Origin of the sequence: Kitasatospora sp. NPDC051853, from assembly GCF_044452665.1 — a bacterium.
In the GTDB taxonomy this organism is placed as follows: domain Bacteria; phylum Actinomycetota; class Actinomycetes; order Streptomycetales; family Streptomycetaceae; genus Kitasatospora.
The window spans coordinates 140,791-162,990 of sequence record NZ_JBITBY010000016.1; the positions used below are offsets into that span (position 1 = coordinate 140,791).

The following is a 22,200-nucleotide window of genomic DNA, read 5'->3' on the forward strand; positions in this document are numbered from 1 at the left end:
ATCCACTGATCCACCGTCAACTGGAGAACCGCCGCACATGTACGAGCTCAACCGGGTCCGCCTCTACTCGATCGGACCGGCCGGCGCCCGCTACGCCGACACGGTGCTCGACCTGCGCGGCGTCGGCGAGCCGGTGGCCGAGCCCCGCCCCCAGCAGATCGGCCTGTTCGGTGAGGAGCCGGAGGGCCCGCAGCGCCGCCCCGCACCCGCGGGCGTGCTGTTCCTGGAGAACGGCGGCGGCAAGTCCGTCCTGCTGAAGCTGATCTTCTCCGTCATGCTCCCGGGCCACCGGAACACCCTCGGCGGGGCCAGCTCCGGCGTGCTGCGCAAGTTCCTGCTCGCCGACGACTGCGGCCACGTCGCCCTCGAATGGCAGCACACCGTCACCGGCGAGCTGATCGTGGTCGGCAAGGTCAGCGAGTGGAGGGGCCGTCAGGTCTCCTCCGACCCGCGCAAGTTCGCCGAGACCTGGTACTCCTTCCGCCCCGGCCTCGGCCTGACCCTGGACTCCCTCCCGGTCTCCGAGCGGGCCAGCCTGGCCGGTGACCAGAAGGCCCGCGGCCGGCGCCGCACCATGAAGGGCTTCCGGGACGCGATGACCGAGGCCGGCAAGGCCGCCCCGCACCTGGACCTGGTCTTCGAGGACATCCACGACCGGTGGAACGAGCACCTCGGCGAGCTCGGCCTCGACCCCGAGCTCTTCCGCTACCAGCGCGAGATGAACGCGGACGAGGGCGAGGCGGCCGGCCTCTTCGCGGTCAAGCACGACTCCGACTTCACCGACCTCCTGCTGCGCGCCGTCACCGACACCCGGGACACCGACGGCCTGGCCGACCTGGTGCACGGCTTCGCCGCCAAGCTCGGCCGCCGCTCCGAGCTGACCGCCGAGCGCGACTTCACCGCGGGCTCCCTCGACCTGCTCCAGCGGATCGTGGACGCCACCACCGCCCGCGAGTCGGTCCGCGAGCTGCACCGCACCGCCGAGCGCCGCTCCCGCCGCCTGGCCCAGGCCCTGACCGTCCGGGCCGCCGCCGAGCGCGACCGCGCCCAGGACCTGGCCGTCGAGGTGGCCGCCGCCGCGAGCGCCGTCACCGCCGCCGAGAGCGACCGCACCCGGCACTCGCTGATCACCGCCGAGCTGACGTACCGTCACGCCACCCTGGGCCTGGCCGCCGCCACCACCGAGGCCGCCGCGCTGCGCCGCGAGCTGACCGAGGCCCGCACCCTGTACTCCGCCTGGCAGGCCGCCGAGGCGGTGCTGCGCCACCGCGCCGCCGCCGACCGGGTGGCCCGGGTCGCGGTCGCGATCCGGGAGGCCGAGCTGGACGCGGCCCCCGCGCTGGCCGCCCGCGCCCAGGCCGCCGGGGCGCTGGCCCGGGCGCTGGAGAGCGCCGCCGGGGCCGCCGAGCTGAGGGCCGATCAGGAGGAGGCCCGGGCCGAGGAGCTGCAGGCCGACGGCGGCCGGGCACAGGCCGAGGCCACCGCCGCCGCCACCGCCGGGCAGAAGGCCCGCTCCGAGGCGGGCCACCTGGAGCAGCGGCTGGCCGAGGTGGAGCAGGAGACCCAGGCCGCCGTGGAGGCCGGCTGGATCGACGCCGGGACGGAGGAGCCCGACCCGGCCCGGGCCGCGCTGTACGCCGCCGACGCCGAGAAGGAGGCCACCGCCGCGCTCGACCAGGCCCGCGCCGCCGCCGAGCAGTCCGCCGCCCGGGCCCGGGAGACCGGCGCCCTGGAGGCCAAGGCCGAGCTGGCCGCCGCCCGTGCCAGCGACGCGTACCAGAACGCCCACCGCGCGCTCTCCGCCGAGCAGCGCACCGCCGCCCTGCTGGCCGCCGAGCCCCGCCTCGCCGAGCTGCTGGCGCTCCGGCCGTACCAGGGCGAGGAGGCCGAGGGCCACCTGACGCCCGCCCTGCTGGACGCCAACGCGGAGGAGCTGCAGGAGCGGCTCGACACCGCGGTGTCCACCGCCGAGCGGACCTTGTTCGACCTGCGCACCGCCGCCGCCGACGACTCGCGCATCCTGGCCGCGCTGGGCGACGGCGGCCTGCTGCCGCCCGGCCCGGACGTGCTGGCCACCGTCGAGTACCTCGGCGAGCAGGGCATCCCCGCGCTGCCCGGCTGGCGCTACCTGGCCCAGTCGGTGGACCCGGCCGACCACGAGGCGATCCTGGCCGCCCGCCCCGAGCTGGTGGACGGCGTGGTGGTGACGGACCCCCAGTCCCTGGACCGGGCCCGGGAGGCGCTGCGGACCGCCGCCCTGCTGCCCCGCTCCACCGTGGCGGTCGGCACCGCCGCCGCGCTGATCGCCCCGCTGCCGGACGAGCCGCCGTTCTTCCTGGTGCCGCCGAACCCGGCCATGCACAACGAGGGCGCGGCCGACGAGGAGCGCCGCGAGCTGCGCGCCCGGGCCACCGCCCGCGAGGAGCACATCCGCGAGCTGGCCGCCCGGCTCGGCGGGGACCGCGCGCTCGGCGCCCGGCTGGCCTCCTGGCTCCAGCAGTGCCCGCCCGGCACCCTGGCCGAGCTGACCGAGGCCACCCTGGCCGCCGCCGCCCAGGCCGAGACCGCCGCCGCCGAGCTGGCCACCCTGCGCGCCGAGCACGACGAGGCCGAGACCGACCAGCTGGCCGCCGCCTCCGCGTACGAGGAGCGCCGGGAGGCCGCCCAGCGCACCCGCCGCCGGGCCGACGCGCTGGCCGGTCTCGCCTTCCGGCTGCGCGAGCGGGCGAACTGGGCCCGCCGCCGCCGCGAGCTGGCCGAGGACGCCGCCGAGTGCGACCGCCGCCAGGCCGTCTGCGCCGAGCGCGCCCGCACCTGCGACGAGGACCGCCGGGCCGCCCAGCGGGCCGCCGACGACGCCCGCCGCACCGTCCGCACCCTGCGGGCCGAGCGGGCCGAGCTCTCGGTGGTCGAGGAGACCGAGCGGATCACCGAGGTGGCCGCCTCGCTGCCCGCGCTGCGCGAGGCCTACCGGGCCGCCGCCCAGCTGTACGAGAAGGTCGGCGTCGGCGCCGACCTGCGGGCCGAGCAGGCCCGGGCCGAGGGCGACGAGGCCGCCGCCGCGGCCGAGCTGGACCGCCTGACCAACAAGGTCCGCACCCGGGCCGAGGAGCTGCTGGCCAGCCCGGACGGCGCCGACGGCCCGGCCCGGCAGGCCGCCGCCGCCCGGGCCGAGGGCCTGGTCGCCACCATCGAGGCCCGCTCCGCCACCGCCTCCGAGCAGCTCGGCCGGCTGCGCGGCGAGGCCGAGCGCTCCGCCCCCGCCACCGGCGAGGCGCACACCGAGCTGCCCGAGGACCTCGTCCCCACCGACCCCGAGCACGCCCAGACGCTGCTGCGCACCGCCACCTCCCGCCTCGCCGAGCGGCGCGAGACGGTGGACACCGCCCGCACCGCGCTGGCCGACCTCCAGCGCACCCTGGACGCGGCCCAGTCCGCCGCCGCCGACTTCGACGAGGCGTCAGGACAGCTGCGCGACGGCCTGCGTGACCACCACGGCGAGGAGGAGGCCCCGGCCGTCGAGCCCTACCTCGGCCCGCTGGCCGAGGCCCGGACCGCCGCCGCCGAGTCCCGCCGCGCCCTGCGCTCCGCCTCGGCCGAGCTGACGGCGGGTGAGCTCGCCGTCCGGGACGCCTCCGACGCCCTGGTCCGGCACGCCAACGCGGCCCGCTACGAGGCCGTCCGCACCCCCGCCCGCCAGCAGATCCGCGAGCTGCCCGCCGCGGCCCTGCCCGAGCACGCCGCCGCCTGGGCCGCCGCCTTCGCCCCGCGCCTGCGGGTGCTCACCGACGAGCTGGCCCAGCTGGAGCGCAACCGCGGCTCGATCGTGGACCGCCTGCGCGGCCTGGTGGAGTCCTCGCTCACCACGCTGCGCGCCGCCCAGCGGCTCTCCCGGCTGCCCGAGGGCCTGGGGGAGTGGTCCGGCCAGGAGTTCCTCCGGATCCGCTTCGAGGACCCGGACCACGCCACCCTGGTGGAGCGGCTCGGCGAGGTGATCGACGAGGCCACCCGGGCCGCCGTGCGGAAGAACAGCGACCTGCGGCGTGACGGCATGTCACTCCTGCTCCGGGGTGTGGCCGCCGCGATCGGCCCCAAGGGCGTCTCGGTGGAGATCCTCAAGCCCGACGCGGTGCTGCGCGCCGAGCGGGTGAGCGTGGGTCAGATGTCGGACGTGTTCTCCGGCGGCCAGCTGCTCACCGCGGCCATCGCGCTCTACTGCACGATGGCGGCGCTGCGGGCCAACGACCGGGGCCAGTCCCAGCTGCGGCACGCCGGCACGCTCTTCCTGGACAACCCGATCGGCCGGGCCAACGCCACCTACCTGCTGGAGCTCCAGCGCGCGGTGGCCGACGCCCTCGGCGTCCAGCTGATCTACACCACCGGCCTCTTCGACACCACCGCGCTGGCCGAGTTCCCGCTGGTCATCCGGCTGCGCAACGACGCCGACCTGCGGGCCGGGCTGAAGTACATCTCGGTGGAGGAGCACCTGCGCCCGGGCCTGCCGGCCCCGCAGGCGCCGGACGCCCCGGTGATCCACGGCGAGATCACCGCCACCCGGATGTTCAAGCGCCCGACGGAGTGATCCCGCACCCGGCCGGGGCGGAGCGAGCGGCGGACACCTCCGCCCGGGCCGGGTGGTGTCATGCTGGTGGCGTGTTCGAGGACGAACTGCGTGAGCAGCTGACCCTGGCCCGTCTCGCCCTGGCCCGGGCCCGCGAGGCGGGCGACGACGACGGCGTGGACGCCTACCGCGGCCGCATCCGGGGCCTGCTCCGGATCGCCGCCCACCACGGCGTCGACCTCCCGCACGAGCCGGAGGAAGAGACCTACTGACGGGTTCGCCCGCTGCGTTACGATCACCCGACTCGCAAGCGCGATCGTCGGGGGGCGACGGATGACGGACGGTACGGGGGTGCCCGCGAAGGGCACCAGGAGTGTGGTCGGCCAGGTCGTGGCGGCGGTGCTGCTGGTGGTGCCGCTGCTGCTCGGGGTCTGGCTGATGCGGGGTCAGGAGCAGCCCGGGGCCGACCCGTCGGTCTGCCCCGGTGCGAAGGCCCACGACGGCCCGGAGGTCCCCGCGCTCTGCGCGGCGCTCAACCGGCCGGGCCTGCCCGCGCTGCTGGGCGCCCCGGGCGAGCGGGTCTCCGTGGTGGAGACCGGCGCCGGGAAGGTGGACGGCGTCACGGTCGAGAACACCTCGGCCGAGGTCAGGGTGGGGGAGTACCGGGTCCGGCTGACCGACGACCGCGAGACCTCGGGGTTCCTCGGCTCCTCGGTGACCGAGGGCACCCTGCTCGGCCACCGCGCGGTCTCCTTCACCTCGCGCACCGTGGGCATCAGCATCGACCTGATCGGCGGCGGAGGGAAGGCCGCCCCGGGCGGTGTCGCCCAGCACCTCGCGGTGGCCAAGAGCCCGCTCCGGAGCGGCGGCAGCTACCGGCTGACGGTCTGGCGCGACGACGCGAAGCCGGTGGACGAGGGCGCGGTCCGGCGGATCGCCACCGAGGTGCTGCCCTCGCTGCCGGGCTGGGTGCCCTCCACCGCCCAGCCGGGCGGGGCCTGAGGCCGCGTCAGGGCGCCGCCCGCTCGGTGCGGTGAGCGGCCAGGATGCTGGGCAGCAGGCCGGGGAAGAGCTCCTCCAGGTCCTCGGTGCGCAGACAGCTCATCCGCGAGGTGCCGCGGCGGTGCTGGCGGATCACGCCCGCCTCGCGGAGCACCTTGAAGTGGTGGGTGCTGGTGGACTTGGTCACCGGCAGGGCGAAGGCCTGGCAGGCCATCTCGTGGGAGCCGTCCGCGAGTTCGACCGCGATCCGCAGGCGGACGGGGTCGGCGAGGGCGTGCAGGACGGCGGCGAGCTTGATCTCCGCCAGGGTGGGTTCGGGGAGTCGGGTCTCGGTCACGCGTTCATAGTACGAGAACTGTCGTAGTTTGACAGCTGCCGTAGTACGAGGGATACCGTAATAGCGAGCACCATCCCGTCGAAGGAGCCACCGTGAGCGCCCTGTTCGAGCCCCTCGTCCTGCGTGAGCTGACCATCCCCAACCGGGTCTGGATGGCCGCGATGTGCATGTACTCGGCCGCCCCGGACGGCCCCGAGGTCGGCGCCGCCACCGACTTCCACCTGGCCCACTACGCCGCCCGCGCGGCCGGCGGCGCCGGTCTGGTGATCACCGAGGCCACCGCCGTTCGCCCCGAGGGCCGGATCTCGCCCTGGGACCTCGGGCTGTGGACCGACCGGCAGCAGGAGCAGGCCGCCCGGGTGGCCGCGCTGATCACCTCGCTCGGCGCCGTCCCCGCCGTCCAGCTGGCCCACGCCGGGCGCAAGGCCGGCACGGACCGGCCGTGGCTGGGCGGCAAGCCGCTGCCCGCGGGCTCCGTCGGCGGCCGGCCGGTCGGCCCCTCGGCGGTGGGCTTCTCGGACGAGCACGTGCAGCCGCACGAGCTGACGGTGGAGGAGATCCGGGAGGTGGTGGAGGCCTTCGCCGCCTCCGCGCGCCGCGCCCTGGCCGCCGGGTTCAAGACCGTGGAGGTGCACGGCGCCCACGGCTACCTGATCCACTCCTTCCTCTCCCCGCACTCCAACCACCGCACCGACGGCTACGGCGGCGACTTCGCCGGCCGCGCCCGGCTGGCCCTGGAGGTCACCGACGCGGTCCGCGCGGTCTGGCCCGCCGAGCTCCCGGTGCTGTTCCGGGTCTCCGCCACCGACTGGCTGGAGCCGGAGGTCCCCGGCTGGACCTCCGAGGAGACCGTCCGCCTGGCCAAGGAGCTCCAGGCCCGCGGCGTCGACCTGATCGACGTCTCCACCGGCGGCAACGTGGCCGACGCCCGCATCCCCGCCGCCCCCGGCTTCCAGGTCCCCTTCGCCACCGAGATCCGCAACGGCACCGGCCTGCCCACCGGCGCGGTCGGCCTGATCACCGAGCCCGCCCAGGCCGAGCGGATCCTCACCGAGGGGGCGGCCGACGTGGTCCTGCTCGGCCGCGCCCTGCTCGCCGACCCGTACTGGCCGCAGCGCGCCGCCCGCGAACTGGGCGCCGAGACCCGCTACCCGGTGCAGCACGCGTACACCATGCGCAGGCGCTGACGACGCCTCGAACAGCAGGCGGCGCCCGGTCCTCAGACCGGGCGCCGCCGCTGCTTGCTGCCCGCCATCGGCGAGTTGGCGTGCGGGCCGCGCATCCGCTGGGCGGCGATCTGACGGGAGATCACGATCTCCAGCAGGCTCCACGCGGTGCCGAACACCCCGACGGCCATGGCCACCAGGGCGGGCGTCAGCAGCCAGGTGCGGGCGTACGAGGCGAGGGTGGCGACGATCAGGCCGACCAGGGTGAACGAGAAGGACATCCACGCCCGCACGGCGGCGGCCCGCACCTCGTCCGGCAGACGGCGACGACGTGCAGCTGGCATTCCGGGTACCTCCGAGAGCTCAGCGGACCCCCGTCCGCTCCCACAGCCTGCCCAGCCGGGCCGGTGCCATTCCACCGGTTCCGTCCGGTCGTGCCCGCATTCCGCTTCGCGACCGGCATATGCCTGTTTCCCCGGTGTGGGGGAAAGGGCCCGCACGACCGTTGACGTGGTCCTGGCGAGCGCAGTAGCTTCGGGGCACTCCGAAAGGCCGGAGTGATTCCAGTAAAACGGGGGAACCACCATGGAATCAGAGGTCACGTCCCGGACGTCCGGATGGATTCTGGAACCGTTCGCCGATCTGTCGGCGGCCTTCGTGTTCTTCGAGTCCCCGGTCCGGGTGGCGGTGCTCGACCGCCTGAGCTGGTACGTCCTGGAGCTCTGCGACGGTCGCCCGGTCGCCGGGATCACCGAGCGGGTGCGGGCCCTCGGCCTGCCCGGCGGCCCCGAGCGGGCCGGGCGGGTGGTCGCCGAGCGGCTGGGCACCCTGCGGGCGAGCGGGCTGCTGGCATGAGCCCCGACGCCGCAAGGCCCCCGGCCTTCCGGGGCGAGGCGCGGAAGCTGCACGCCGCGGTGGAGGAGCACCTCTCCACCGGGGTCTTCGGTGACGGCGCGGCCATCGCCGGCACCGCCGCCGCCTACTACCGGGGAGCCGCCCGGGTCTGCGCCGGGGCCACCGGCACCGACCCGGCGGCGGTCGCCCCGACGGGCCGTCCGTACGCCGAGAGCCTGCGCCGGGCGGCCGTCGACGAGGCCCTGCGGGAATGCAGTGCGGGGCGGCCGGAGAACGGCGGCGAGGCGCTCGCGCGGTACATCGCGCTGAATGCCCGGATGTCGTCCGATGCGGAGCTGGAAGCCGATTTGGAAATGGGGGAGGAAAACGCCCCGGAATTCCCCAGGATCGGCCCCGACCACTGGGTCTCCCGGCATTTCCTCGGGCTTTTCGGCTCCACCACCACCGTCGGCGGAGCCCCGGTCGAGGCGCTGCCCGCCGCCGTCACCCCGCAGGCCGAGGCCGCCCGGGCCCGGGCCGTGGCGCTGGCCCGCCGCGGCCTGCCCCGGCTGGCCGGGGACGTGCTGGCCGCCGCCCGCCGGGTGGTGCCCTACCGGGGCGAGCAGCCGTACAGCGGGTACACCAACGCCGCGCCGCTGCTGGTCTTCGTCGCCGAGCAGACCTTCCGTCAGGACCGGCTCGCCGCCGAGCTCCTGGTGCACGAGAGCCTGCACCAGAAGCTCAACGACATCAGCCTGGCCCGCTCGCTGTTCCGCCCCGACTACCACGACGAGCGGTCCGCCACGGTCTCCGTGCCCTGGTCCTTCGGCTCCGGCCGCACCCGGCACTTCAGCGCCGACCGGACCTTCGCCGCCTTCCACGTCTACACCCACCAGGCCCTGCTGTACCTCGGCCTGGCCGTCACCGAGCCGGACGAGGAACGGGCCGGGGGCGCGCTGGCCGAGACGGTGCTCGCCTGGGCCCGCGCCGCACACTTCGCCCGGGCGCTGGACGGTGGCCCGGTGACGGCCGAACTCGGCCCGGACGGCCACCGCCTGACGCGCTGGCTGACCACCGCCGTGGACGCCCTCGGGGAGCTCCGCCTCCCCGACGGCTCCGCGCTCGCGGCCCACTCCGGGGCCGTCACCCCCCACGCCGCCTGAGCCGCGGCGTCCCACGGACCGCGGCGCCCATCCCGTCTCCCCGAGCCGCGGGGGAGCAGTACGTCCTTGGAGAGGAGGTAGTGGCATGAGCGACATCGCTGCGCTCGAGTCGGCCCTGTCGGAGGTCTTCGCCGAGTTCGACGTCGAGGTCGAGGAAGGCACCACCGGTGCCGACGTGATGCAGACGGACATCCGTGTGATCCGCACGGACCTGTCGGTCCTGGCGGGCTCCCGCCCGTCCGGCAACTGACGACCCGGGGGCCCGGCCGTGGCGCCGCAGCCGGGTCCCCGACCGGACCGCACCCGCTCGACCGCACCCGCTCGACCCCCAGGAGAGCCGACGATGCCCGCCACCAACGCCGAGCCGCTGATCGGTGCCCCCAGCGAGGGCCTGCTGGCCCGGCTGGCCGGGCTGCCCTCGCCCGCGCTGCTGTACGACCTGGACAACCTGCGCCGCTCGGTCGAGCTGCTCCGCGCGGACGTCGAGGCCGTCGGCCCCGCCGAGCTCAACCTGGCGCTGAAGGCCTGTCACACCCCGCGCGTGCTCTCCTTCCTGGCCTCCCTCGGCCTCGGCGCCGACGTCGCCTCGGTCGGCGAGCTCACCCTGGCCGTGCTGGCCGGCTTCCGCCGGATCACCGCCACCGGCCCCTCCTTCCGGGCCGGCGACCTGCCGCTGCTGGAGGAGCACGGCGTGGTGCCGGACGCGAGCTCGGCCGAGCAGCTCGACGAGTTCTGCACCGCCCGCCCCGGCCGCCCGGTCGGCCTGCGGCTGCGGGTCCCGCTGCCGGAGGCGATCGAGGACGGCTCCACCACCTTCGGCGCCGGCAGCCGCTTCGGCGTGTACGCCACCGACCCGAGGATCGGCGCGGTGCTGGAGCGCACCGGCTGCCGGCTCACCCGGCTGCACACCCACACCGGCCAGATGACGCCCCGTCACCTGCGCTACAAGCTCCGCTACCTGCTCGCGGTGGCCGCCTCCTACCCCGACGTCGAGGAGATCGACCTCGGCGGCGGCTTCTTCAGCCTCTACACCGACCGCCTGCGCACCCTGCGCACCTGGCAGCAGGTGGCCGAGGACCTGGCCGACTTCACCCGGCGCACCGGCCGCACCGTGCGTCTGCAGTTCGAGCCCGGCGGCGCCGTGCTCGCCCCGCACGGCTACCTGGTCACCACCGTCCGCTCGGTGGAGCGCGACCACCCGCACTTCCGCGCCGACGTGCTCACCGTGGACTGCTCCGCCTGGAACTTCGCGCCCTGGCACAAGCCCCAGCTGGTCCCGCTGACCGGCCCGCGCCAGGACGAACGGCTGCGCCCCACCCTGCTGGCCGGGGACACCCTCTACGAGAACGACTTCTTCGGCACCGACGTGCTCGGCCGCCGCACCGCGGCCCCGCTCCCCGCCCTGCGGGCGGGGGACCGGGTGGTGCTGACCGCCTCCGGCGCGTACACCCGGACCAACTCCCGGCGGTTCAACCTGCTGCCGCTGCCCGCCGAGTACGCGCTCGCCGACGGGAAGGTCGAGGAGCTCGGGTGAGCGGTGCGCTGGAGCTGGAGCGGGAGCTGCTCGCCGGGATGGCCGCCCTCGCCGCCGGGCAGGGCGCCGAGGACGCCGCCGCCTGGGCCGCGCTGGAGCGCGAGGTGCGGCGCCCGGACGGCGGCGCGGGCCCGGAGGCCGAGTGGCGGTTGGAGCTGGCGTCCCGTCAGGTCCGCACCCTGCTGCTGCGCCGGGGCCACCGGCTGGACGAACGCTTCCAGCGCTCGCCCGACCTCGCCCAGGAGCGCACCCTGCCCGGCGGCGCCCCGCTGCGGCACGGCTACGAGCGCAGCCTGCCCGCCGAGGCGGTCGAGCGCGCGCTGGCCGCCCGGTCGAGCGCCCCGCCCGAGGGCTGGGAGCGCACCGTGCTGGCCTTCGGCAGCGGGATGGCCGCCCTCTCCCAGCTGGTCCAGGCACTGGCCTACCTGCTGGCGCCCACCGAGCGCCGCCCGCTGCGGGTGGACTTCTGGGGCGACTACTTCGAGACCGACCTGCTGCTGGAGTACCTCTCCGGCGCCACCCTGCTCCCGCGCAGGCTGGCCCCCGGCCGCCTGGCCGAGGCCTGGGCCGGGCCCGGGGCGCCGGAGGTGCTGCTGCTCGAACCGGTCCGCTACAACTGGGCGTTGGACGTGCTGGACGTCAACGCCCTGGTGAACGGCTGGCGGCGCGGCCCGCACCGCCCGCCCGTGGTGGTGCTGGACACCACCCTGGTCTCCCCGGCCTGGCCCCGGGCCGCCGTGCTGAAGGCGCTGGCCTCGCCCGCCGGGGCCCCGCTGGTGGTCGAGGTGCGTTCCGGCCTCAAGCTCGACCAGCAGGGCCTGGAGGTGGCCAACCTCGGCGTGCTGGAGATCCACCAGCACCGCTCGCACACCGGCGGGCTGACGGCCCGTCGGCTGGCCGAGACCCTGCGGCTGGCCCGGGCCACCGCCGGCCAGGGCCTGGCCGCCCCGGCGGTGGCCGCCCTGGACGCGCCCTTCCTGCTGGACGAGACCTGGACCAGACGCCACGCCGGGCAGGTGTACCGGAACAACGCCCGCCTGGCCGAGCGGCTGGCCTCCTCGCCCCGCCCGCTGTTCCGCACCGTCGCCCACCCCGCGCTGGGCTCCGCCGCCTGGCGCGGCCAGAGCCCCTTCGTGGTGGTCGAGCTGCGCGAGGACGCGCTCGCCGACCACGGCCTGCTGCTGGCGGCGATCCGGCACGAGGTGGCCCGGCGCGGCCTGGCCGCCGTCTACGGCAACAGCTTCGGCTTCCGCACCACCCGCTTCGAGACGGTCGTGCCCCGCACGGCCACCGGCCAGGGGCTGTTCAAGCTCGCGGCCGGCTCCCGGGGCGGCCCCTCGCTCGACCTGTTCTGCGACCTGCTGCTCGACATCGGAGACCACCAGTCCATGAAGGACCTGCGCGCGACCTACGACCTGGCACCGGTGGGGCTCGGATGAGTGACCCCGACACCTCCGCCGCCCTGCGGGAGCTGACCGCCCGGACCACCCGGGACGAGCGGCGCCCGCTGACCGCCTTCGCCCTGCTGGCCCTGGCCGGGGCGGCGGCCGAGGCGGCGCTGCCCTGGCTGGTCGGGGCCGCCCTCGGCGCCGCGGTCGGCGAGCGGACCGGCCTGGCCTGGTACGTGGCCGCGCTCGGCGCCGCCGTCGCCACCGGCATCGCCACCAACGTCACCCGGCACGTCGTCGCCGCCCGGCTGAAGCTGCGGGCCACCGCCGCGCTGCTGGAGGAGATCGGCGAGAAGACCGCCCGTGCCCCGCAGGACGTGGCCGCCCACACCCCGCCCGCCGAGGTGGCCACCGTGGCCGCGTACGACGTCGGTCGGGTGGCCGGCTTCCCGGTGGTGCGGATCCGGCTGGCCGCCTCGGTGCTCGGCCTGCTGGTGGTGGCCGGCTACCTGCTGCTGATCTCCCCGCTGGTCACCCTGCTGGTGCTGGCCGGGGTGCCCGGCCTGATGTGGCTCACCGGCAAGGTGGCCGAGCCGCTGGAGGAGCGCCGCGAGCACCAGCGCGAGGCGCTCGGCACGGTGGCCGCGCTCAGCTCCGACATCGGCCTCGGGCTGCGGGTGCTGCGCGGCCTGGGCGCCGAGCGGGTGGTGCGGGAGCGCTACCGCGCCGCCTCGGCGGCCACCGAGCGGGCCGGCGTGGCGGTGGCCCGGACGGAGGCCCTGCTGCTGGTCTCCGGCACCCTGCTGCCCGGCCTCTTCCTGGCCGGGCTGGTCTGGCTCGGCGGCACCCTGGCCGCGGCCGGCTCGGTGCCGGCCACCGACCTGGTCACCTTCTACACCGCCTCCGCCTACCTGGTCGCCCCCGTCACCACCGCCGCCGGGTACGGCGCGGCCCGGGCCGGCGCCCGGGTGGCCGCCCGGAACGTCACCGGCCTGCTGGCCGCACCCGAGCGCCCCTGGACCGGCACCGCCGAGGTGCCCGGACGGGCCGAGCCCGCCGACGGCCTGACGGGCCTTCGGATCCCGCTCGGCGGCCTCAGCGTGCTGGCCGCCCCCGGCGGCTACGACCCGGACCGGCTGGCCCGCCGCCTGGTCGGCCTGACGGTCGAACAGGGCGCCACCCTGGCCGGCCGCCCGGTGCGCGAGTACCACCCCGACGCGCTGGGCGCGGCCGTCCGGATCCAGGGGGCCCGCCCGGTGCTGTTCTCCGGCCGGGTGCGCGAGGTGCTGGACCCGGACGCCCGGTACGGCGAACGCGAGCTGACCGCCGCCCTGCGGGCCGCCGCCGCGGACGACGTGGTGGAGCGGCTGCCCGGCGGCCTGGACGCCCGGATCGACGCCGAGGGCCGCAACCTCTCCGGCGGCCAGCGCCAGCGCCTGGCGCTGGCCCGGTCGCTGGTCGGCGACCCGCCCGTGCTGGTGCTGGTCGAACCGACCACCGCGCTGGACGCGGTCACCGAGATCGAGATCGCCCGCCGGGTGGCCGAGCACCGGCGAGGCCGCACCACCCTGGTGCTGGGCTCCGCCGGGGCGTTCCGCGCGGTGGCCGACCACGTCCTGGCCGTCGAGGAGGGCTCCGATGTCTGACGCCCCGTCCGTTCCCGAGGCCCCGCCGACGGTTGACGCCCCGTCCGGTCCCGGCACCGCCCCCGCGCCCGGCGCCCCGTCGGTGCTGCCGGTCGCCGACCGGGCCGCCGTCCGGCGCCGGGTCCGCGAGCTCGCCGCCCGCTTCCGCGGCCGGCTGGCCGCGGTCGTCCTGGTGCACGCGGCCGCCGTGGCCGGCGGGCTGGTGCCGCCGCTGGTGCTCGGCTCCCTGGTGGACCGGATCGCGGCCGGCCGCGAGGTCGGCCTGCTCGGCCCGGTGCTGCTGATCCTGGCCGCCCTCGCCGTGCACGCGGGCCTGGCCTTCACCGCCGCCGCCTGGTCCTTCGCCCTCGGCGAGCGGATCTTCGCGATCCTGCGCAACGACTTCCTGGACGGTCTGCTCGCCATGCCCGTCCGCGAACTGGAGCGGGTCGACCAGGGCGAGGTGCTCTCCCGCTCGACTTCCGACATGGACGCCGTCCAGGACATCACCCGCACCGGCCTGCCCGAGACGGTGGTCGGCACCGTCACGGTGGCGATGACCCTCGGCGCCGCCTTCCTGGTCGACCCGCTGGTCGCGCTCGGCTGCCTGGTCGGCGTCCCGCCGATCCTGCTCTCCACCCGCCGGTACGTGCGGCGCGCCCCGAAGGCGTACGGGGACGAGCTGGCCGCCCGGGCCGCCGCCACCGGCGTGCTCACCGAGACCGTCCGCGGCCACGAGGCCGTCACCACGCTGCGCCTGGGGCGGGTCCGCCGGGACGCGGCCCGACGGAGCGTCGGCTCCTGGCTGGGGGCGGCCGGGGAGCCGGTCCGGCTGGAGCGCGCCTGGTTCCCCGCCGTGCAGGCGGGCTACCACCTGCCGCTGGTGGTGGTGGTCGGCTGGGGCGCCTGGCTGGTGCACGGCGGCCACGCCCGGGTCGGCGACGTGGCGGTGATCGCGCTCTACCTGCGCGCGGTGCTGACCCCGCTGGACGACCTCATCTACTGGTTCGGCGAGGCCCAGGCCGCCGGGGCCGCGCTCGGCCGCATCCTCGGCGTCGGCACCGGCACCGGTGTCGGCACCGGCCCGGCGGAGCTCCCCGCCGCCCGCACCGGGCCGGGCCCGGCCGGGCTCCCGGTCCGCTGCGAGGCCCTGACCTTCGGCTACACCGAGGGCGCCCCCGTGCTGCACGCCGTCGACCTGGAGGTGGCGGCCGGTGAGCGGGTCTGCCTGGTCGGCGCCTCCGGGGCGGGCAAGACCACCCTCGCCACCCTGCTGGCCGGCGGTCTGCGGCCCGGCTCCGGGCGGGTGCTGATCGGCCGTCAGGAGGCGGCGGCCGGCGGCCGCGAGGAGGTGGTGCTGGTCGCCCAGGAGGACCACGTCTTCCACGGCACCGTCCGGGACAACCTCACCCTGGCCCGGACCGGGGCCGAGGACGGGGAGCTGCTCGCCGCCCTGGCCGCCGCCGACGCCGACGGCTGGGTCGGCGGGCTCCCGGACGGCCTCGACACCGCGCTCGGCGAGGACGGCCACCCGCCGACCCCGGCCCAGGCCCGCCAACTCGCCCTCGCCCGGCTCTTCCTGCGCCGCCCCCGGGTCCTCCTGCTGGACGAGGCCACCGCCGGGCTCTCCGAACGGGCCGCCGAGCACTTCACCGCCGAGCTCTCCCGCTCCCTCGCCGGGACCACCGTGATCCAGGTCGCCCACGACCTCTGGACGGCCGAGCGCAGCGACCGGGTGGTGGTCCTGGAGCACGGCCGGATCGTCGAGGCCGGCGCCCCCGAGGAGCTGCGCGGGGCCGGCGGCCCGTACGCGCGGCTGCACGCCGCCTGGCTGACCACCGTCGAGCCCGCCCGCCAGGGGCGGCGCGGATGAGCGAGACGCTGATGGTCACCCCCGGCGCGGCCCGGCTGGACGGCGGAGGGGAGGAGAGCGAGCTGGTCTGGCCGGAGACCGGACGCAGCGTCAGACTCGGCCGCCGGGCCCTGCACGTGCTCTCCCAGTTCGCCGTCCCCGCCACCGCGGAGGCGGTCGCCGCCCGCCTGGAGCGCACCGCCCCCGGCAGCGCCGAGGCCGTCCGCCGCACGGTGGCCGTGCTGGTCGAGGCGGGCGCGCTCCAGGCCCAGGCGGGCACCTCCGGCCCCGAGCGCCGCCCCGGCCTCTACGGCACCCCGCTCTCCACCGTCGCCGAGGCGCTCAACGGCCCGGCCGCCTTCGTGGTCGTCGGCGCCCCGTACGACCAGGGCGTCTCCTACCGCCCCGGCGCCCGCTTCGGCCCCGAGGCGCTGCGCCGGGTCAGCACCACCGTCTTCCGGGCCGACCCCGCCCTGCGCGGCATGTACGACGCCGAGCACGACCGCTGGCTGCTCGCCGGGGTCGGCCTGGCCGACGTCGGCGACCTGACCGCCGAGCCCGGGGCCGGCGGGGCGGACGTGCTGGACGACCTGGAGCAACTGGTCGCGCTCACCGCCGGGGCCGGCAAGGTCCCGGTGGTGCTCGGCGGCGACCACTCGCTCACCCTGCGGGTGGTGGACGGCCTGACCAGCCGTCACCGCCCGCTGGGGGTCCTGCACTTCGACGCCCACCACGACTACGGCCGGGCGCGCACCGGCCCGCGCACCGGCGTCCACCACGGGAACTTCCTGGACTGGGTGGTCGGCAGCGAGGCGGTCGCCTGCGTCGCCCAGTTCGGCGTCCGCCAGCTCACCCGCAGCCGCCCCGAAACCTCCGAGAAGCTCCACCGCTGGCCCGGCCGCACCGCGTTGGAGGCCGACCCGGACGAGATCGTCCGCCGCCTGCCGGCCGGCCTGGACTGGCACCTGAGCTTCGACCTGGACGTGCTCGACCCGGCCGTGATGCCCAGCACCGGCACCGTGCTGCCCGGCGGCTGGTCCTACCGGGAGGCGCTCGGCCTGCTCACCGCCCTGTGCGAGCGCCTCCCGGTGGCCGGCCTCGACCTGGTGGAGTACCTGCCCGGCCCCGAGGAGGCCCCCGGCGTCACCGCCGCCGCCCTGCTGCTGCACGCCCTGCACCACACCGCCCTGCACCGGGGGAGCGCGTCATGACCGAGCTGCGGCAGCTGACGGCGGATCAGCTCCCCGAACTGGACGAGGCGCTGGAGGCCCACGGCCGGGGCGGCGCCGCCGGCGTGGACGGCCAGCGGGCGGCCGTGCTGGCGAACTGCCTGATGAGCGGCGACGTCGTGGTGGCCCGGGTGGACGGCCGGATCGCCGGCTACGCCGCCAACCGGCAGGACTGGGGCGGCGGTTTCGCCCTGGTCGAGTGCGCGGGGGAGGTGCTCGGCCCCTGGCGGCGGCGCGGCGTGGGCGGCGCCCTGCTCGACTGGGCGGTGCGGCGGGCCGCCGCCACGGCCTCCTCCCCGCTGGTCGAGCTGGTGGTCGACTGCCTCGGCGACGACACCGGCCTGCGCACCCTGCTGACGGACCGCGGCTTCAGCGCCACCCCCTACCTGGAGGCCAGCGCCCCCGTCCGCCCGCTCCCGGCGGCCGCCCCCGGCCTGGCCTTCCGCCCGCTCCGCCCCGGCGACGCCGCCCGGATGGGCGAGCTCTACCGCCGCGCCACCGCCGGAGCGGTCCGCACCCGCGGCGGCGACGAGGCCCTGGTCTCCACCCTCCGCCACCCCTGCCTGCGCCGTGACTCCTGCCTGATCGCCACCCTCCCGGACGACGGCCCGCCGGTCGGCTTCGCCCTCACCCTCGAATGGCCCGACGCCCCGCACGACCTCTGGATCGACACCCTCTGCGCCGATCCGGACGCCCCCCGCCCCGCCGTCGCCCGCGACCTCGCCGCCGAACTCATCCGGCGCGCCCCGGCCCCCTACCGCACCGTCAGCCTCGGCGGCACCGAAGCCCTCCTGGGCACCCTCGGCGGGCTCGCCTTCGAGCCCACCCGCCACTGGAGCCGCCACTCCCTGCTGCTCACCGCCGGGTTCTAACCGAGCACCTCGTTCAGCTCGTCGAGTGCGCCCTGGACGATGGTGCGCATGGCCGTCTCGGCGTCGCCGGAGCGGCCCTCGCAGATCGCGTCGGCGACCTCGCGGTGCAGCGCGACCGCGTACGGCTCGGGCCGGTGCGGCATCAGCTGGTGCTCGGTGCGCCCGGTCAGCACCGCGCCGACGGTGTCGCCGAGGTGAGCGAACATCTCGTTCCCGGAGGCGCGCAGCACCGTCGCGTGGAAGGCGATGTCGTGCTGCAGGAAGACCGAGAGGTCGGAGCGCGCACTGACCGTCAGTTCGACCGCCAGGACGCCGAGTTCGCGCCGGTGGTCGTCGGTGGCGTGGACGGCGGCCAGCGCGGCGGCGGCCGGCTCCACCGCGACCCGCAGCGAGCCCAGCGAGCGCAGCTGCGCGGAGCGGTCCGCCCCGGCCAGGCGCCAGCGGATCACCAGCGGGTCGAAGACGTCCCAGCCGGCCTTGGGCTGCACGGTGATGCCGACCCGGCGCCGGGGCGCCACCATCCGCATCGACTCCAGGACGCGCACCGCCTCCCGGACCACCGTCCGGGACACCCCGTACTTCGCCTCCAGCTCCTCGCTGCGCAGCACCGCGCCCTCGGGGATCTCGCCGGAGGCGATGGCCGGACCGAGGTCGGCGAGCAGTCGGCCGGGCAGGCCCTGGATCTCCATCGGGTCAGGATATCTTCGCCACATATGTATGACGATTGGGTTGCCGCCCCTTGAATAAGTCATACCTTTGCGGCAGTGTCGGTCCTGACCAGTCAGAGCAAGGAGCACCAGCCATGGGTCTCAGCGTCGAGAACCAGCCGCCCACCCTCGTGGTGATGGGCGTGTCGGGTGTCGGCAAGACCACCGTCGCCCGCCTGCTGGCCGAGCGGCTCGGCCTCCCGTACGCGGAGGCCGACGACTTCCACCCGCCCGCGAACATCGCCAAGATGGCCGCCGGCGTCCCGCTCGACGACGCCGACCGGCAGCCCTGGCTGCTCGCCCTGGCCGACTGGCTCGGCGGCCGGGTGGCCGCGGGCACCGGGGGAGTGGTGGCCTGCTCCGCCCTCAAACGCGGCTACCGGGACACCCTGCGCACCGAGGCCCCGGCCACCCGCTTCGTCCACCTGACCGGCGACCGGGCCCTGGTCCGCTCCCGGCTCGCCGCCCGCACCGGCCACTTCATGCCGCCCGCGCTGCTCGACTCCCAGTACGCCGCCCTCGAACCGCTCCGGCCGGACGAGCCCGGCTTCGCCCTGGACGTCGACCGCACCCCGGCCGAACTGGCCCGCCAGGCGGCCGCCCTGATCACGGCTCAGCCCGCCTGACCCCCACCCCCCACACCCCGCGCCTGTCAACGGAGACCACGCGTGACCACCTCCCCACTCCTCGCCGCCCCGCTCCCGCACACCTCCAGCGACGGCGTCCTGCTGCTCGCGGTGCTGCTCGGCATCGGCGTCATCGTGCTGCTGATCACCCGCTTCAAGCTGCACCCCTTCCTGGCCCTGATCCTCGGCTCCGGCGTGCTCGCCGCCGTCGCGGGCGCCCCCTTCGACAAGCTGCTCTCCAGCTTCTCGGCCGGCTTCGGCTCCACCGTCGCCAGCGTCGGCCTGCTGATCGGCCTCGGCGCCATGCTCGGCAAACTGCTCGCCGACTCCGGCGGGGCGGACATCGTCGCCGACACCGTGCTGCGCCGCTCCTCGAAGCGGATGCTGCCCTGGTCGATGGCGCTGATCGCGGCCGTGCTCGGCCTGCCGCTGTTCTTCGAGGTCGGCGTGGTGCTGCTGATCCCGATCGTGATCCTGGTCGCCCGCCGCGGGAACGTCCCGCTGATCCGCCTCGGCATCCCCGCCCTGGCCGGGCTCTCCGTCCTGCACGGCCTGGTGCCCCCGCACCCCGGCCCGCTGGTCGCCGTCGACGCCCTCAAGGCCGACCTCGGCGTCACCCTCGCGCTCGGCCTGCTGATCGCGGTGCCCACCCTGATCGTGGCCGGCCCGCTGTTCGCCCGCTTCGCCGAGCGCTGGGTCGGCCCGCTGGAGCTGCCCCCGGCCCCGCCCGCCACCGAGAAGCCCGAACGCACCCCCTCCTTCGCCGCCGTCCTCACCACCATCCTGCTGCCGGTGGTCCTGATGCTCGGCAAGGCCCTGGCCGACGTGGTCATCGACGACCCCAAGGCGATGCCCCAGCGGATCGCCGACTTCATCGGCTCCCCGCTGATCGCCCTGCTCGCCGCCACCCTGCTCGGCATGCTCACCCTCGGCCGGGCGGCCGGCTTCACCAAGGCCCGGATCTCCACCACGATGGAGAAGTCGCTCGCCCCGATCGCCGGCATCGTCTTCATCGTCGGCGCGGGCGGCGGCTTCAAGCAGACCCTGATCGACGTCGGCGTCGGTGACGCCGTCAGCTCCTGGTCCGCCAAGTGGCACATCTCGGCCCTGCTGCTCGGCTGGCTGATCGCCGTCCTGATCCGCCTGGCCACCGGCTCCGCCACCGTCGCCACCATCACCGCCGCCGGCATCGTCGCCCCGCTGGCCGCCGACCTCTCCACCACCCACGCCGCCCTGCTGGTCCTCGCCATCGGCGCCGGCTCGCTCTTCCTCTCGCACGTCAACGACGCGGGCTTCTGGCTGGTGAAGGAGTACTTCGGCATGACGGTCGGTCAGACCCTGAAGTCCTGGTCGGTGATGGAGACCCTGATCTCGGTCACCGCGATCTGCCTGATCCTCCCGCTGAGCCTGATCATCTAGCCCGGCCGGGCCATGGACGGCCGCCACCCTCCGCTGGAAGGGTGGCGGCCGTCCGGTGTTTCCACGGGGAGGGGGCGCAGTATGTCCGCGAGGTACTGGGACCCGGTCCCGACGGCTCTCCGGGAGGTCGCCAAGGAGGGCGACCCGTTCGACGGCCGCTGGGCCGAACGGAACTGGCGCGGTGTCCCGGGCCCGTTCTACGGCACCCTCCGGGAGGCCGACTCCGGCCCGCGCGACGCCGCCGAGCTGCTCGCCCACGAGGAACGGGTGGTGGCCGACCTGGTCTACCGTCAGCCCACCGACGTCCGGCAGGTCCAGAGCCTGCTCGCCGAGGTCCGCAAGCACCCCGACCGCCACTACGCGATGGACGGCGACCAGCACTGGACCCCGTCCGGCGTCCGGTCCTGGTGGTACGAGCGCGGCCGGGTCAAGGAGTGGGCCCGCAAGGCCGCCGCGCACTGGCAGGGCCACCCCGCCCACCGCACCGGCGACGGCGAGCAGTACCAGCTGGTCCAGGAGCTGCACGGCTACGTCGACTACATCGACCAGCTGCTCCAGGAGGACCTGCGCGGCTACCTGTTCTGGCTGGAGGAGCGCCGCCTCCCGGAACGCTGCGACCGGCTGCCCCTGCTGGTGAAGCAGACCCGTCGCCTGCCCCCGCCACGGACCGGGGACGAGACCGCCGTGGTGGCCGGCTACCTGGTGGTCGAGCCGGAGGGAGCCGAGGTATCGGTCGCCGCCTGCCGGGTCGGCCGACTGCCGCGGGACGACGACTGGTTCCCCTCCCGGGAGGCCGCACTGGCGGCCTGCGCGCGGCTGCGGATCGGGCCACCGGCCAGGGTGCTCGCACTGCTGGTGACCCCCCGGCAGGCGAAGGCGCTGGCCAGGGCGGTCCGCAAGGCCGACGTCGAGGACCCGGTGCTGCTCGCCAACCTCGCCTCCCCACCCGCCCTCGACGAGGGCGGCACCCGCCTCGGCTGGGAGGTGATCGGCTACGACGCCGGCCACCTGCACACCTGGCGCTGCCACGACCCCTCCGGAGACGCCCTCGCCGAACTCGGCGTCCACCCCGGCCCGGACGGCCTGTTCGCCGACCCGGCCGACGCGGAGCGGGTCGCGGCCGCCCTCAACGGATGGGCCGCCGACCGGCCGGCCATCTGGTTCGCGGGCGAGGTGCTCGGCTGGCCCGGCCCGGTGAAGGACGCCCCCGAACCGCCCGGCGGCTCCTGGTGGAACCGGCTGCGCGGCTGATGGCGGGTGCGATCATGGGCGGATGACGGACGAACTGGTGGTGGCCGGATACCTGGTGGTCAGGCCGGAGAAGCTGACGGGCGGTTTCCTCCCGCAGACCGACGCCCTGGTCTCGGCCTCCGCGTGCCTGATCGACCAACTGCCCGAGGACGACCACTGGTTCGCCACGGCGGCGGAGGCCGGGACGGCGCTCACCGAGCCGGGGGCGCGGGTGCTGACCGTGCTGGTCACGTCCGGGCGCGCGGCCCGGCTGGCCGCGGAGATCCGCGAGTCCCAGGTGTACGAGCCGGTGCTGCTGCCCACGCTGGAGTCGCCCCGGCCGCTCGCCGACGGCGGCACGGTGCTCGGCTGGGAGGTGGTCGGCTACGACCTCGGCAACCTGCACACCTGGCTCTGCCGCGACCTGCACCGGGACGCGGTCGCCGAACTGGGCGTGCGGACCGGCCCCGAGGGGCTGCTCCCCAGTCAGGCCGACGCGGAGCAGGTCGCGGCCTGGGCCATCGCGCGCGGCGACACCGAACCGGTCGTCTGGTTCGCCGCGGCGCTGGTCGGCTGGCCGGTGGAGGGCTGAACGCCGGAACGGCCCGCCCCCCGTGGCAAGGGGCGGGCCGTTCCGGCGTGCTGACGGAGGCTT

At 76.1% G+C, this 22,200-nt stretch carries 20 protein-coding genes; 17 read left to right on the forward strand and 3 right to left on the reverse strand.

Going from position 1 to position 22,200, the window contains the following annotated elements; all coding sequences use genetic code 11:
- Positions 1 to 37 precede the first annotated feature (37 nt).
- From ACIA8O_RS35860 to ACIA8O_RS35870, 3 genes are all read left to right on the forward strand, one after another.
- A complete protein-coding gene (locus tag ACIA8O_RS35860; RefSeq protein WP_396298230.1) occupies positions 38 to 4,582 on the forward strand; it encodes a hypothetical protein in 4,545 nt (1,514 codons plus the stop codon).
- Between the two features lie 71 nt (positions 4,583 to 4,653).
- The gene (locus tag ACIA8O_RS35865) at positions 4,654 to 4,833 is read left to right on the forward strand and encodes a hypothetical protein (RefSeq protein ID WP_396298231.1); all 180 of its coding nucleotides are present in this window, start codon (positions 4,654 to 4,656) and stop codon (positions 4,831 to 4,833) included.
- Between the two features lie 61 nt (positions 4,834 to 4,894).
- The gene (locus ACIA8O_RS35870; RefSeq protein WP_396298232.1) at positions 4,895 to 5,563 is read left to right on the forward strand and encodes a DUF6215 domain-containing protein; all 669 of its coding nucleotides are present in this window, start codon (positions 4,895 to 4,897) and stop codon (positions 5,561 to 5,563) included.
- A gap of 7 nt (positions 5,564 to 5,570) precedes the next feature.
- On the opposite strand, the gene ACIA8O_RS35875 is transcribed toward ACIA8O_RS35870, so the two are convergent.
- Positions 5,571 to 5,900 (reverse strand): ArsR/SmtB family transcription factor, encoded by a 330-nt coding sequence (locus ACIA8O_RS35875; protein WP_396298233.1) that lies wholly within the window; start codon positions 5,898 to 5,900, stop codon positions 5,571 to 5,573.
- A 92-nt stretch (positions 5,901 to 5,992) separates the two neighbouring features.
- Between ACIA8O_RS35875 and ACIA8O_RS35880 the strand changes: the two genes are divergently transcribed.
- A complete protein-coding gene (locus ACIA8O_RS35880; RefSeq protein WP_396298234.1) occupies positions 5,993 to 7,087 on the forward strand; it encodes an NADH:flavin oxidoreductase/NADH oxidase in 1,095 nt (364 codons plus the stop codon).
- A gap of 32 nt (positions 7,088 to 7,119) precedes the next feature.
- Here ACIA8O_RS35880 and ACIA8O_RS35885 read toward each other — a convergent pair whose 3' ends face one another.
- Positions 7,120 to 7,410, reverse strand: a complete 291-nt coding sequence (locus tag ACIA8O_RS35885) for a hypothetical protein (protein ID WP_396298235.1) — start codon at positions 7,408 to 7,410, stop codon at positions 7,120 to 7,122.
- Positions 7,411 to 7,651: 241 nt separating this feature from the next.
- Between ACIA8O_RS35885 and ACIA8O_RS35890 the strand changes: the two genes are divergently transcribed.
- From ACIA8O_RS35890 to ACIA8O_RS35930, 9 genes are all read left to right on the forward strand, one after another.
- Positions 7,652 to 7,921 carry a hypothetical protein gene (locus tag ACIA8O_RS35890; RefSeq protein ID WP_396298236.1) on the forward strand — a complete coding sequence of 90 codons (270 nt, stop codon included), beginning with the start codon at positions 7,652 to 7,654 and terminating at the stop codon, positions 7,919 to 7,921.
- Complete coding sequence (locus ACIA8O_RS35895) at positions 7,918 to 9,063, forward strand: hypothetical protein (RefSeq protein WP_396298237.1); 1,146 nt, start codon at positions 7,918 to 7,920, stop codon at positions 9,061 to 9,063. Before ACIA8O_RS35890 ends, ACIA8O_RS35895 begins: the two co-directional genes overlap by 4 nt.
- Before the next feature lie 85 nt (positions 9,064 to 9,148).
- The gene (locus tag ACIA8O_RS35900) at positions 9,149 to 9,313 is read left to right on the forward strand and encodes a hypothetical protein (RefSeq protein WP_345284082.1); all 165 of its coding nucleotides are present in this window, start codon (positions 9,149 to 9,151) and stop codon (positions 9,311 to 9,313) included.
- A 93-nt stretch (positions 9,314 to 9,406) separates the two neighbouring features.
- Positions 9,407 to 10,597, forward strand: coding sequence for a diaminopimelate decarboxylase family protein (locus tag ACIA8O_RS35905; RefSeq protein WP_396298238.1), 1,191 nt, complete (start codon positions 9,407 to 9,409; stop codon positions 10,595 to 10,597).
- A complete protein-coding gene (locus ACIA8O_RS35910) occupies positions 10,594 to 12,036 on the forward strand; it encodes a hypothetical protein (protein ID WP_396298239.1) in 1,443 nt (480 codons plus the stop codon). The genes ACIA8O_RS35905 and ACIA8O_RS35910 overlap by 4 nt, the downstream gene beginning before the upstream one ends.
- On the forward strand, positions 12,033 to 13,631 hold the full coding sequence (locus tag ACIA8O_RS35915) for an ABC transporter transmembrane domain-containing protein (protein ID WP_396298240.1): 1,599 nt from the start codon (positions 12,033 to 12,035) through the stop codon (positions 13,629 to 13,631). The genes ACIA8O_RS35910 and ACIA8O_RS35915 overlap by 4 nt, the downstream gene beginning before the upstream one ends.
- Positions 13,624 to 15,483 (forward strand): ABC transporter ATP-binding protein, encoded by a 1,860-nt coding sequence (locus tag ACIA8O_RS35920; RefSeq protein ID WP_396298241.1) that lies wholly within the window; start codon positions 13,624 to 13,626, stop codon positions 15,481 to 15,483. Before ACIA8O_RS35915 ends, ACIA8O_RS35920 begins: the two co-directional genes overlap by 8 nt.
- Positions 15,480 to 16,673: an arginase family protein gene (locus ACIA8O_RS35925; RefSeq protein WP_396298242.1), complete on the forward strand. Its 1,194-nt coding sequence runs from the start codon at positions 15,480 to 15,482 to the stop codon at positions 16,671 to 16,673. The genes ACIA8O_RS35920 and ACIA8O_RS35925 overlap by 4 nt, the downstream gene beginning before the upstream one ends.
- Complete coding sequence (locus tag ACIA8O_RS35930; RefSeq protein ID WP_396298243.1) at positions 16,670 to 17,563, forward strand: GNAT family N-acetyltransferase; 894 nt, start codon at positions 16,670 to 16,672, stop codon at positions 17,561 to 17,563. The genes ACIA8O_RS35925 and ACIA8O_RS35930 overlap by 4 nt, the downstream gene beginning before the upstream one ends.
- On the opposite strand, the gene ACIA8O_RS35935 is transcribed toward ACIA8O_RS35930, so the two are convergent.
- Positions 17,560 to 18,252, reverse strand: a complete 693-nt coding sequence (locus ACIA8O_RS35935; RefSeq protein ID WP_396298244.1) for a FadR/GntR family transcriptional regulator — start codon at positions 18,250 to 18,252, stop codon at positions 17,560 to 17,562. The two genes, ACIA8O_RS35930 and ACIA8O_RS35935, sit on opposite strands and share 4 nt — an antisense overlap.
- Positions 18,253 to 18,365: 113 nt before the next feature.
- Between ACIA8O_RS35935 and ACIA8O_RS35940 the strand changes: the two genes are divergently transcribed.
- The 4 genes from ACIA8O_RS35940 (at position 18,366) to ACIA8O_RS35955 (ending at position 22,137) form a co-directional block, all read left to right on the forward strand.
- Positions 18,366 to 18,896 (forward strand): gluconokinase, encoded by a 531-nt coding sequence (locus ACIA8O_RS35940; RefSeq protein ID WP_396298245.1) that lies wholly within the window; start codon positions 18,366 to 18,368, stop codon positions 18,894 to 18,896.
- 42 nt (positions 18,897 to 18,938) lie between these two features.
- Positions 18,939 to 20,315 (forward strand): gluconate:H+ symporter, encoded by a 1,377-nt coding sequence (locus ACIA8O_RS35945; RefSeq protein ID WP_396298246.1) that lies wholly within the window; start codon positions 18,939 to 18,941, stop codon positions 20,313 to 20,315.
- Positions 20,316 to 20,396: 81 nt separating this feature from the next.
- Positions 20,397 to 21,566: a hypothetical protein gene (locus ACIA8O_RS35950; protein ID WP_396298247.1), complete on the forward strand. Its 1,170-nt coding sequence runs from the start codon at positions 20,397 to 20,399 to the stop codon at positions 21,564 to 21,566.
- A gap of 22 nt (positions 21,567 to 21,588) precedes the next feature.
- Positions 21,589 to 22,137 (forward strand): hypothetical protein, encoded by a 549-nt coding sequence (locus ACIA8O_RS35955; RefSeq protein WP_396298248.1) that lies wholly within the window; start codon positions 21,589 to 21,591, stop codon positions 22,135 to 22,137.
- Positions 22,138 to 22,200 lie beyond the last annotated feature (63 nt).